Source organism: Lactobacillus sp. UCMA15818 (genome assembly GCF_030400225.1).
Lineage (GTDB): Bacteria > Bacillota > Bacilli > Lactobacillales > Lactobacillaceae > Liquorilactobacillus.
In genome coordinates, this window is the sequence record NZ_VJYB01000001.1 from 550,371 (window position 1) to 562,054 (window position 11,684).

The following is an 11,684-nucleotide window of genomic DNA, read 5'->3' on the forward strand; positions in this document are numbered from 1 at the left end:
CCTCCTTTTGAAACTACAATTTGACTTAATTAATCATAGCCACTATAGGATAAAAATCATAGGACATACATAATTATTAAAGAAAAATTCGATAATTACGTTTGGTTATGTTTATTATCTCTTTTTTTGTATTTTTCGAACTCATTTTAAGCAAATTCTTTAACATTCTTTCAAACTTTGAATCATTTTCCAACTTAGAAATGACTTCCTTATCCACTCTAATTACTAAATTCTCTCTCTTGCTAGGTACAGAAAAGGTCTTCGTTGTATTATCTTCATCTAAAACATTCGCTTCAATTTCATGCATAAATTCTTTTTGCATACCAAATCCCCCTTTGTATAACTTAAGTCTACCCCTTATTTATTGGTAATTCAAAGGTCAACCAAATATTAAAACCCTCACTACTGGTTGCATCCTTTACTTTTTATCAAAAAATTCAAGATTCTACACTTACCAGTAAAAGCTAATTCAAAAAAACTTTTATTTTATTAATTCATAAATTGCTTCGGCGTATATTGCAGCTGCTTTTAATATATCCTCAATCAGCATATACTCATTTGCCTGATGCATTGTGTCTGGCGTTCCTGGGAACATTGCACCAAATGCAACTCCTCGTTTCATTAAGCGCCCGTAAGTACCACCGCCAACAACCATTCCGTAACCCTTATTACCTGTCTGACGTTCATAAACACCCAACAAAGTCTTAACTAATGGATCCTCAATTGAGACATAATGTGGTTCTTGTAATTTACCAGTCGTGTTAACCTGTGCGTTCACCTTTGTCGCGACTTTAGCCAGTGCTTCTTCAATTTGACTTGCACCAATTCCTTTTGGAAAACGAAAGTTTAACGTCACACGTCCACCTTGCGCAGCTGCAAAATTAAAAATTCCAGCATTCATTGTTAAATCACCCATGGTTTTATCAGAAAAATGTAGTCCAAAATTATCCACTCGTGAATCTTCATGTAGATAGTCAGCCGCAAAATCAATAAATTGTTCAGCACCTGATCCTAATTCGATCTGTTTTAAAAATAGTGCTAGATATGTTCCCGCATTTTCACCATTTTTTGGTTCTTGGGCATGTGCTGCCCTACCAATAACTGATATTTCAATTCTTTCATTTTGTTCTAACGCTTCAACTTCAATTGGCTTATCGTCCGCAAATTCAGTAAGTAATTCTTTAATTTCTTTTAGTTCAATTCCACTGATGTGTGCAATCGCATCACGTGGCACCATATTTTCACGTAACCCTGCAGAAAAATCCAAAAGTTTTGCCCCTGCACCATTTCCACCTTGAAAATCAACATTAAAGCTAACATTTCCTTTCTCACCATTAATCAAAGGAAAGAAAGCATCCGGCGAAAATCCGAAATCTGGAAGCGGCATTTTCTCAAAGTAATGCGTCATACATCTCCAGCCGCTTTCTTCGTCCGTCCCAATAATCATGCGAACTTTTTTACTTGTTGGTAATCCTAATTCCTTGATAAGCTTCAAACCATAATACGCGGCCATCCCTGGTCCCTTATCATCTGAAGAACCTCGTGCAAATAATTTTCCATCCTTAATTATGGGCTCAAAGGGGTCAGTATCCCACCCTTTTCCAGCTGGCATCACATCAACATGAGCAAGAATTCCCATAGTCTCAATACCGGTACCATATTCAAGGTGTCCTGCAATTCCGTCCACATTAAGTACTGCAAAACCATCACGTTTTCCAATTTCTAAAAACTTGTCTAGCGCTGCGCGTGGCCCAGGACCAAAGGGGGCATTTTTTGACCCCAGTTTCTCATTTCTCACACTCTCAATTTTTAGCATTTCGGTTAAGTCTGCTAATAATGCATCTTTTCTTTGACTGATTTCTTTTTGCCATTCAATCTGCATGCTTCTCCTCCTTAATACGTGTCATACAATAATATTATCACATGATATCCAGATATTATTACTAAATACTGCAAACAAAAAAAAGATTTGCTGTATAATAAGAACGAACTTTCTTTTCAAGGAGGATTGGGTTATGCATGTACTTAGTAAAAATATTTTAAATCAGATTATTACTACTAGACCAGTTAAAAGCCATAAAGGTAATTATGGTCGTGTGTTAACGGTTGGCGGCAACAGCCAATTTGGTGGTGCAATAATCATGGCAACTTCAGCAATTATTCACAGCGGTGCTGGGCTGGCAACTTGTGCTACTTCGCTTGATAACTTAACAGCACTTCACACTATTGTTCCAGAAGCAATGTTCATTCCCTTCGATTCTGAATACAAACTAATTGATGCATTGACAAATTCAGATGTGATTCTTGTTGGACCTGGTCTTGGAACCAATGAAAATTCACTGAAAATTTTACAAACTGTCTTGCAACATATGACACTTCAACAAAAGTTAATTATTGATGGGTCTGCAATTACAATGATTGCCGATCATCATGAATTTCTGCCCCTTCTTAAAGAATTGCATCCGATTCTTACACCACATCAAATGGAGTGGCAACGTTTAAGTGGAATTAAGATTTCTGAGCAGGATGATATCAAAAATACGCTGTATCAGCAGCAATTACAGGCTACCGTTGTTCTAAAAAAATATCATACAACAATCTATCATAGAGATGGGTCTATTTCACAACTGGCAATTGGTGGACCGTATATGGCAACTGGTGGTATGGGTGATACACTTGCAGGTATAATTGCAGGTTTTCTTGCACAATTCAAATTTAAAAATTATGAATATGTTGTTGATGCCGCGCTTTATGCTCACAGCGCAATTGCTGATGAAATTAGTACAACAAAATATGTTGTTTTGCCCACCGATATTATTGCAGAAATTCAATCATTTATGAAACGTTGGGCTGTCTCGTAATAAATAAAAGCGGTAAAGGACTGCATGACTAATTTGTTTTGGACTATACAAGAAAGAAAATGGGGACTGAATCAAAATTTAACTTTTGACCCAGCCCCCACTTTATTTTAGCAAAATTAATTAATATTCCTAATTAAGCAACTCAATTCATCAGGTGTCAATTCACGATATTCCCCAAGTTTAAGCCCTTCATCAAGTTTTAAGCCACCCATTTGAACCCTTTTTAATTCTTGGACCCTCATTGAAACCGCTCCAAACATCCGCTTAATTTGATGATACTTACCTTCAACAATACTTATTTCTATTTTCGTTTCATTTTTCTGCCTATTAATAGCTAAAATTTTTAATAGCGCAGGTTTTGTCGTTTCACCATTTTTTAATGTAATTCCACTGGCAAAGGTTTGAACAATTTCCTCTGTAACCTCACCAGCAATCAAAGCGCGATAAACTTTAGTGACATGCTTTCTAGGTGCTAACAATTTGTGCCCCAACATACCATCATTTGTCAAAAACAATAACCCAGTTGTATCTTTATCTAACCTTCCTACTGGAAACAAACCTTTTTGATTTACCTTTGCAATCAAATCTATAACTGTTTTCTCAAGAACATCACTAGTCGCCGAAACTACATTCTTAGGTTTATTCATCATATAATATCTATATTCTTGATATATTACTGTTATCCCGTTTAATTGGACAACATCAAAATTCAAATCAACTTGATGTTTTGTTTGCTTAACAATCTTTTGGTTTACACTAACTAAACCATCTTTGATAGGTATTTTTGCCTGCGAACGTGTCAATCCTTTCGAGTCAGCAATAAATTTATCAAGTCTCATCTTTTACTTCCTCACTTTATTCTCAACTTTGATCTTAGTACAGCAGCCCGATTTCCTACTATCTTATCAGCTACCCTTGTTTTCAATGATAAATATACGTAGGTCAATCCACCAGCTAAGACAGCAACAATTAACACTACAAAGGCAGTTATTCGGTATTGTAGATTCAAGAAAAGATCACTTAGCTGAATTACACCTAATGCCACAACAAACACTATTAATGAGAAAAGCAGTAATTGATTAAATCTTCCAATAACTTTACCTAGATTAACTTGCAGATTGTAATAAAAATATCTAAGCATCAGACAACTTGAAACTGTCATCCCTATTCCCGTTGCCATCAGCGGTCCAAACGGATGAAAAAGTAATATCAGTGGAACTTGCAATACTAGCTTAATTACTAATCCAATTAAGAAGAATTTAATTGCCTGCATATTCTGGTAAACACCTTGTAGTAACGAGGCTAAGACCATAAACAAACCAATTGGTAGTGCAACATATGCAGAGAAACTTAAGACATATACCCCAGTAAAATTATATTGATAAAAAATGATATACAAGGGTTTGGCAACTGCGGCCATTCCTAAAGAACAAGGCAACATCACAAAAAAGAATAGTTCAATTGCATCAGCTAATTGAGTCGCAGTTTGTTCTCTCTTGTGTTTTGAATATGCTTGTGCAAGCAGTGGAATTGCTGTAGCAGACATTGCAGAAGCCAATGAGATAATAATCATTATTAACTTGTTCGAATTACCTGCAAAAATTGTATAGAGATCATTAATCACGGTTACTCTGTAGTCAGTAAAGCGCAACATCACTTGTTTAAAAGTAAATTGATCAATTAGATTATAAACAGTGGTTGAAACACTGATAACAACAAAAGGAATCGCCTCCAACAATAAAGTCTTAATGACCTGTGTATCAGAAATATTCAATTTATTTGCACTCTGTCTAGCTAATGTTGCAAACTCATCTTTCTTCTTAAAATAAAACCATGCTAGAAACAGTAAACCAGCAATTGCACCTATAAAAGCAGCAAATGTTGATTGAACAACTCCGGAAACATATTTTCCATGAATAACTTTCATAATTATAAAGGTGGTCCCCAGCATATATATAATTCGTGCAATTTGTTCTACTAACTGCGACATTGCAGACGGAAACATATCCTGATATCCTTGAAAAAATCCTCTAGTTAAACTCATTGTTGGAATAATTGTCAGTGCAATTGCAAGTGAACGATACACTGGAATAACATTCTTATCGTTTTGTGACAAAAATGGGGCAACAAACCACATTGCAATAGCAGAGATAATACCCAGCCCCAACATTATCAGTAATAATTTCTTGTACAACCGCTGGCCTAAAGCATATTCATTTTGCCCGTTATAATTAGATATTTGCTTGGAGACAGCAGATGGAATACCTGCAATTGAGATCATTAAAAAAACACTATACACAGTATATCCTTGAGTATATAAGTTATTGGCCGCCAAATTATCTTTCCCAAACCATGCATACCATGGAATGATATAAAGCGCTCCTAATATTCTAGAGAAAATACTTCCCATTGTCATCCAGGCAGAGCCACGTAACATTTTTGCCTTTGCAGTTTCATTTTTTTTCTTTAGAATTTTCTCACTCTCGGTCTTAGAATACCCCGATTCATCAAGTGACCTATTTGCCATGTATTTTCCTACCTTTTCCTAAATCACTCTGTTATTTTATACTGATTTTGATAGAGTTGCAATGTTGGTTATAATAATTTAGTAAATATCAACTAACTCAAATATTCCAATAAAAAAGGAGTGTACTAGAAAGTCGAGAAAATTTAAGTATTAACTCTAAATTACAAACATAATTAGTATTTTGCTATGAGGAATTAGAAGTTAGCCGCAGAGTTTTGACTTATGAAACACGTTTATCTGGAATAAATAAAAAACTGAGTCAAAATTTAACTTTTGACCCAGCCCCTAATCCTAGTATTTACTTCACAACAATATTTACTAATTTACCAGGAACCACGATTACTCGCATTATATCTTTTCCGGCAATTTCTTGTTTTATTTTTTCATCGTCCAATGCTATTTTTTTCAAATCTTCCTTTGAAATCTGTTTTGACACTTTCAAATGCTGCCGAACCTTACCGTTTACTTGTAAGACAACTTCAACCGTATCCTCAACTAGTTTATCCTCATCAAACGTTGGCCATTTCTCATATGTGATTGAACCAACATGTCCAAACTTTGTCCACAATTCTTCTGCAATATGTGGTGTGATTGGTGAAATCATTTTGACAAAGCCTTCAACATAATTTAATGGAAGTGCCTCAGCTTTATATGCTTCGTTCACAAAAACCATTAATTGTGAAATTGCAGTATTAAAATGAAGAGCTGCATAATCTTCTGTAACTTTTTTTACAGTCTGGTTATAAATAAAATCAAGATTACCATCATTTAATGTTGTAACACGGTCTCTTAAATGACTATTTTCATCAACAATCAATCGCCAAATTCTATTAATAAACTTGTTTGCACCGTTCAACCCTTCTGTACTCCAAGCAATAGATGCATCTAATGGACCCATGAACATTTCATAAAGTCTTAAGGTATCTGCTCCATACTCAGTAACAATATCATCAGGGTTTACAACATTCCCTTTTGACTTCGACATTTTCTCATGGTTATCACCTAATATCATTCCTTGGTTAATTAACTTATGGAACGGTTCCTTTGTCGGGACTACACCAATATCATACAAGAATTTATGCCAAAAGCGTGCATAGAGTAAGTGTAGTACAGCATGTTCGGCACCACCCACATATAGATCAACCGGCAGCCATTTTTTTAATTTAACAGGATCTGCAATTCTCCCTTGATTATGTGGATCAATATAGCGCAAGAAATACCATGAACTTCCTGCCCATTGAGGCATAGTATTTGTTTCGCGCTTCCCCTTTCGTCCATTCTTATCAACCACATTTATCCATTCATCCAAATTGGCTAAGGGGCTTTCCCCTGTCCCTGATGGCTTAATATCAGTAGCCTTAGGTAAGCGTAAAGGTAGCTTATCCTCAGGAACAAGCGTTGTTTCCCCGTCTTCCCAATGAATAACAGGAATTGGTTCTCCCCAGTAACGTTGCCGTGAGAATAACCAATCACGTAAGCGATAATTTACCTTTTTATCTCCAACTTTTTCTTCACGCAACCATTCAATAATTTTAGCAATAGCTTGTTTCTTATCTAGTCCATTTAAAAAGCCTGAATTTATATGGATTCCATCGCCTGTATATACTTCTTTTGAAACATCTCCACCTTCAATTACAGGTATAATCGGCAATTGGAATTTAGAAGCAAATTCATAATCACGATCATCATGCGCTGGAACAACCATGACCGCACCTGTTCCGTACGAAGCCAAAACATAATCAGCAATCCAAACCTGGATTTTTTCCCCATTTACCGGGTTAATTACGTAAGCACCCGTAAAGACTCCTGTTTTATCCTTTGCCAAATCAGTTCTCTCTAAATCAGATTTATGAGCAATTTCTTCGATATAGGCATCAACAGCATCTTTTTGTTCTGGTGTCGTTATTTCTTCGACTATTTCTAATTCTGGAGCCAGCACCATCGCAGAAGCACCAAAAATGGTATCTGGTCTAGTTGAGAAAACTTCGATCTTCTTGTCAGTAAATCCTGCAAATTTAAACTTGATACTTGCTCCAATTGATCGTCCAATCCAATTACGTTGTTGCTCCTTAATATTTTCTGGCCAGTCAAGATCGTTTAAATCTTCAATCAACCGGTCAGCATACGCTGTGATTCTTAAGACCCACTGTCTCATGGGTTTACGAATTACTGGGAATCCTCCACGTTCAGTCTTCCCATCAATTACTTCTTCATTAGCGACTACTGTTCCCAGATCGGGACTCCAATTAACAGCCACTTCATCTTCATAAGCTAGTCCTTTTTCATACAGCTTTTCAAAAATCCATTGTGTCCATTTGTAATATGAAGGATCTGTAGTATTAATTTCGCGTTCCCAATCGTAAGATAGACCCAATGATTTGATTTGCCTTCTGAAATTATTAATATTTTCTTTTGTGAATTCCTTTGGTGAATGTCCTGTATTTAATGCATATTGTTCTGCTGGCAGCCCAAAAGCATCCCATCCCATTGGATGAAGAACATTAAATCCTTGCATTCTTTTCATTCTGGCAATGATATCTGTTGCTGTATACCCTTCAGGATGTCCTACATGCAGTCCCTGTCCAGAAGGATAAGGAAACATATCTAATGCATAATAATTAGGCTTAGATTCATCTTCTGTTGTCTTAAAGGTCTTATGTTCTTCCCAATAGTGTTGCCATTTTTTTTCAATTTCTTTATGATTATATGTCAATTTGAAAACCATCCTTCTTCATTTTTTTAAAACAAAAAGCCCCATACAAACTCAAACAGAGTTCTGTATAGGACGAATGCAATCGCGGTACCACCTATTTTCCGACAACTAAAAATGCCGACACTTAATTTCATAACGGAAAATACCGTCCTTGCCTACAAAAAAATAAATTCTATTCAACAAGAAACTCAAAGGCGAGTTCATTATTTATCAAGTATACGTTAACACCACCCACGCACTCTCTTAAACAAGAAAAATAACTACTAATCCTTTTCAACACAATTATATTTAGTCAAATATAACAAAAAAAAAAATAAAAAGCAAGACAGATCTATGTCAAATATTTAATTTAGTTTTTAATTCGTCTACTTTATCTGTTTTTTCCCAAGGCAAATCAATATCTGTACGACCAAAGTGACCGTATGCTGCCGTCTGTTCATAAATTGGACGTTTTAAATTCAGCATTTCAATAATACCTGCAGGCCGTAAGTCAAAAATTTCTCTAATTGCTTTGACAAGAACCTTATCTTCTACTTTTGAAGTTCCATAAGTATTCACAGATACCGAAACTGGTTGAGCAACACCAATAGCATATGCCAGTTGAACTTCAACTTGTGAAGCAATCTTAGCTGCTACAATATTTTTTGCAATATATCGTGCCGCATAACTAGCAGAACGGTCAACTTTGGTAGCATCTTTACCTGAAAACGCACCACCACCATGATGAGCATATCCACCGTAAGTATCCACAATAATCTTACGGCCGGTCAGACCAGCATCACCTTGGGGGCCACCAATAACAAAGCGGCCAGTAGGATTAACAAAATATTTTGTTTCATCATCAAGTAATTCAGCTGGAATAACTGCCTTTATTACTTTCTCAATTATATCTGCTCGAATTGTTTTTAAGTTTACATCTTCAGAATGTTGTGTTGAAACGACGACTGTGTCAACTCGCACGGGTGTATTTTTTTCATCATACTCCACTGTCACTTGTGCCTTCGCATCTGGCCCCAAGTAATCTAAAGTTCCGTTTTTACGAATTTCTGCAATTTTGCGCATTAATCGGTGACTTAATGCAATAGGAATCGGCATTAGCTCTGGCGTTTCATCAATAGCATACCCAAACATCATACCTTGGTCACCCGCACCAATCTGATCTAGCGGATCAACATCACCATTTCGTGTTTCTAATGATGAATCAACACCTTGTGCGATATCAGGTGATTGTTCGTCTATCGCAGTCATAACCGCACAATTGTCACCATCAAAGCCATATTTCCCACCGGTATATCCAATTTTCTTAATAGTTCCACGGACAACCTTCTGAATATCAATATAAGCATCTGTTGAGACCTCTCCTACAACAACTACTAATCCTGTCGTGACTGTTGTTTCACAAGCAACACGTGAATTTGGATCTTTTTCTAACAAAGCATCTAAGATCGCATCACTTATCTGATCGGCTATCTTATCAGGATGCCCTTCTGAAACTGATTCTGATGTAAATAAATGTCTTTCTGACACAATAATTCCCCCATTACAATATTTTTTGGTTACAAGGCAGCTTCACATTACTGAATCCTCTCGGGAATACGCTGTAACAATACTATTTTATCACAATTATTAATTTAGCGGCCGCTTTGTTTCAATAGCTACTCAAAAAAAATAAAAAATCCTCCTTAAAAGGAAGACTTCACTTTACTTATACTTAAACCATTATCTACGGTCCTAGACGGATTCGAACCGACGATCTCCTGCGTGACAGGCAGGCGTGATAAACCCCTACACCATAGGACCATAACAAACAAAATTGCGGGAGCAGGATTTGAACCTACGACCTTCGGGTTATGAGCCCGACGAGCTACCAGACTGCTCCATCCCGCGATATTAAAATGACCCGTACGGGATTTGAACCCATGATACCGCCGTGAAAGGGCGGTGTCTTAACCACTTGACCAACGGGTCAAAAAACGGAGAAGGAGGGATTTGAACCCTCGCGCCGCTTTCGCGACCTACACCCTTAGCAGGGGCGCCTCTTCAGCCACTTGAGTACTTCTCCATGAAAAAATTAATAAGCGGGTGACGAGAATCGAACTCGCGACAACAGCTTGGAAGGCTGTGGTTTTACCACTAAACTACACCCGCATAAATCTTATGGCGCGGGACAGAATCGAACTGCCGACACATGGAGCTTCAATCCATTGCTCTACCGACTGAGCTACCGAGCCATAAACTATTTATTTAGTAATTCTAATTGTACCACGGTCCTAGACGGATTTGAACCGACGATCTCCTGCGTGACAGGCAGGCGTGATAGACCCCTACACTATAGGACCAATTGCGGGAGCAGGATTTGAACCTACGACCTTCGGGTTATGAGCCCGACGAGCTACCAGACTGCTCCATCCCGCGATATTAAAATTAAAAAGGAGGATAAGAGATTCGAACTCTTGCGTGGTTTTACCCACCTGACGGTTTTCAAGACCGTTCCCTTCAGCCAGACTTGGGTAATCCTCCATAATGAAACTTAAAAATCCAATATACAAAACCTTTAGCACAATGGACCTTGTAGGACTCGAACCTACGACCGGACGGTTATGAGCCGTCTGCTCTAACCAACTGAGCTAAAGGTCCAAGTTCTATAACATTGTATATCGCGGTGAAGGGGATCGAACCCCTGACCTCCCGGGTATGAACCGGACGCTCTAGCCAGCTGAGCTACGCCGCGATTAAGATAAATAAAACTATCTACCTTATCGGGAAGACAGGATTCGAACCTGCGACCCCCTGGTCCCAAACCAGGTGCTCTACCAAGCTGAGCTACTTCCCGATTAATGCACCCAGTAGGAGTCGAACCTACAACCTTCTGATTCGTAGTCAGACACTCTATCCAATTGCGCTATGGGTGCATCATAATAATATAATAAATGCCGAGGACCGGAATCGAACCGGTACGGTAATCACTTACCGCAGGATTTTAAGTCCTGTGCGTCTGCCAGTTCCGCCACCCCGGCAAAGAACTAACAAGCGGAAGACGGGATTCGAACCCGCGACCCCCACCTTGGCAAGGTGATGTTCTACCACTGAACTACTTCCGCATAAAAATATAGGTGCCGACTAGACGATTCGAACGCCCGACCCTCTGATTACAAATCAGATGCTCTACCAACTGAGCTAAGTCGGCAAATATGGTGCGGGTGAAGGGATTTGAACCCCCACGTCTTTCGACGCTAGAACCTAAATCTAGTGCGTCTGCCAATTCCGCCACACCCGCAAATATAATAATAAAAAACAAATGAGTCGTGACAGGCTCGAACTGTCGACCCTCTGATTAAAAGTCAGATGCTCTACCGACTGAGCTAACGACTCAAGATGGAGGATACAGGGCTCGAACCTGTGACCCTCTGCTTGTAAGGCAGACGCTCTCCCAACTGAGCTAATCCTCCATAATTTGCACGGCAACGACCTATCCTCGCAGGGGGCGATCCCCCAACTACTATCGGCGCGAAGAAGCTTAACTTCTGTGTTCGACATGGGAACAGGTGTATCCTTCTTGCCATCATCACCGCACTCTTTTGCT

7 protein-coding genes, 19 tRNA genes, 1 rRNA gene, 1 riboswitch and 1 other annotated feature are annotated in these 11,684 nt (G+C 38.2%); of the genes, 1 reads left to right on the top strand and 26 read right to left on the bottom strand.

All coding sequences use genetic code 11. The features are described from left to right. Positions 1-76 precede the first annotated feature (76 nt). Positions 77-322, bottom strand: a complete 246-nt coding sequence (locus FFX44_RS02820) for a hypothetical protein (protein ID WP_289977676.1) — start codon at positions 320-322, stop codon at positions 77-79. 159 nt (positions 323-481) lie between these two features. Further along, entirely contained in the window at positions 482-1,882 is a 1,401-nt protein-coding gene (gene pepV, locus FFX44_RS02825) for a dipeptidase PepV (protein ID WP_289977677.1), read from the bottom strand. Positions 1,883-2,015: 133 nt separating this feature from the next. Here pepV and FFX44_RS02830 point away from each other — a divergent pair, with 133 nt between their 5' ends. Then, the gene (locus FFX44_RS02830) at positions 2,016-2,861 is read left to right on the top strand and encodes an NAD(P)H-hydrate dehydratase (protein ID WP_289977678.1); all 846 of its coding nucleotides are present in this window, start codon (positions 2,016-2,018) and stop codon (positions 2,859-2,861) included. 116 nt (positions 2,862-2,977) lie between these two features. Here FFX44_RS02830 and FFX44_RS02835 read toward each other — a convergent pair whose 3' ends face one another. The 24 genes from FFX44_RS02835 to rrf form a co-directional block, all read right to left on the bottom strand. Continuing rightward, positions 2,978-3,700, bottom strand: a complete 723-nt coding sequence (locus tag FFX44_RS02835; protein ID WP_289977680.1) for a pseudouridine synthase — start codon at positions 3,698-3,700, stop codon at positions 2,978-2,980. A gap of 11 nt (positions 3,701-3,711) precedes the next feature. Next, positions 3,712-5,388, bottom strand: coding sequence for a polysaccharide biosynthesis protein (locus FFX44_RS02840; RefSeq protein WP_289977683.1), 1,677 nt, complete (start codon positions 5,386-5,388; stop codon positions 3,712-3,714). A 298-nt stretch (positions 5,389-5,686) separates the two neighbouring features. Then, complete coding sequence (gene leuS, locus FFX44_RS02845) at positions 5,687-8,101, bottom strand: leucine--tRNA ligase (RefSeq protein WP_289977686.1); 2,415 nt, start codon at positions 8,099-8,101, stop codon at positions 5,687-5,689. A 65-nt stretch (positions 8,102-8,166) separates the two neighbouring features. After that, positions 8,167-8,387, bottom strand: a binding site (T-box leader). Positions 8,388-8,437: 50 nt separating this feature from the next. Then, entirely contained in the window at positions 8,438-9,628 is a 1,191-nt protein-coding gene (gene metK, locus FFX44_RS02850; protein WP_289977687.1) for a methionine adenosyltransferase, read from the bottom strand. Continuing rightward, a riboswitch (SMK box riboswitch) is annotated at positions 9,626-9,710 on the bottom strand. (Overlaps the previous gene by 3 nt.) Before the next feature lie 117 nt (positions 9,711-9,827). After that, positions 9,828-9,901: transfer RNA gene (locus tag FFX44_RS02855), tRNA-Asp, on the bottom strand. Positions 9,902-9,914: 13 nt separating this feature from the next. Beyond that, positions 9,915-9,988: transfer RNA gene (locus FFX44_RS02860), tRNA-Met, on the bottom strand. 9 nt (positions 9,989-9,997) lie between these two features. Continuing rightward, positions 9,998-10,069, bottom strand: a tRNA-Glu gene (locus FFX44_RS02865). Positions 10,070-10,075: 6 nt separating this feature from the next. Next, positions 10,076-10,163: transfer RNA gene (locus FFX44_RS02870), tRNA-Ser, on the bottom strand. Positions 10,164-10,178: 15 nt separating this feature from the next. Continuing rightward, positions 10,179-10,249 (bottom strand) — tRNA-Gly (locus FFX44_RS02875). Positions 10,250-10,259: 10 nt separating this feature from the next. Next, positions 10,260-10,332: transfer RNA gene (locus FFX44_RS02880), tRNA-Phe, on the bottom strand. A gap of 34 nt (positions 10,333-10,366) precedes the next feature. Continuing rightward, positions 10,367-10,440: transfer RNA gene (locus tag FFX44_RS02885), tRNA-Asp, on the bottom strand. A 2-nt stretch (positions 10,441-10,442) separates the two neighbouring features. After that, a tRNA-Met gene (locus FFX44_RS02890) sits at positions 10,443-10,516 on the bottom strand. Positions 10,517-10,531: 15 nt separating this feature from the next. Then, positions 10,532-10,621: transfer RNA gene (locus tag FFX44_RS02895), tRNA-Ser, on the bottom strand. Between the two features lie 43 nt (positions 10,622-10,664). Then, positions 10,665-10,738 (bottom strand) — tRNA-Ile (locus FFX44_RS02900). Positions 10,739-10,758: 20 nt separating this feature from the next. Further along, positions 10,759-10,832: transfer RNA gene (locus FFX44_RS02905), tRNA-Met, on the bottom strand. A 28-nt stretch (positions 10,833-10,860) separates the two neighbouring features. After that, positions 10,861-10,934: transfer RNA gene (locus tag FFX44_RS02910), tRNA-Pro, on the bottom strand. 5 nt (positions 10,935-10,939) lie between these two features. Next, a tRNA-Arg gene (locus FFX44_RS02915) sits at positions 10,940-11,013 on the bottom strand. Between the two features lie 19 nt (positions 11,014-11,032). Next, a tRNA-Leu gene (locus FFX44_RS02920) sits at positions 11,033-11,118 on the bottom strand. Positions 11,119-11,130: 12 nt separating this feature from the next. After that, positions 11,131-11,202, bottom strand: a tRNA-Gly gene (locus tag FFX44_RS02925). A gap of 13 nt (positions 11,203-11,215) precedes the next feature. Then, positions 11,216-11,288 (bottom strand) — tRNA-Thr (locus tag FFX44_RS02930). Between the two features lie 5 nt (positions 11,289-11,293). Further along, positions 11,294-11,378 (bottom strand) — tRNA-Leu (locus tag FFX44_RS02935). Between the two features lie 22 nt (positions 11,379-11,400). Further along, positions 11,401-11,473: transfer RNA gene (locus FFX44_RS02940), tRNA-Lys, on the bottom strand. 4 nt (positions 11,474-11,477) lie between these two features. After that, a tRNA-Val gene (locus FFX44_RS02945) sits at positions 11,478-11,550 on the bottom strand. A gap of 7 nt (positions 11,551-11,557) precedes the next feature. Further along, positions 11,558-11,674: ribosomal RNA gene (gene rrf, locus FFX44_RS02950) — 5S ribosomal RNA — on the bottom strand. Between the last annotated feature and the right edge of the window lie 10 nt (positions 11,675-11,684).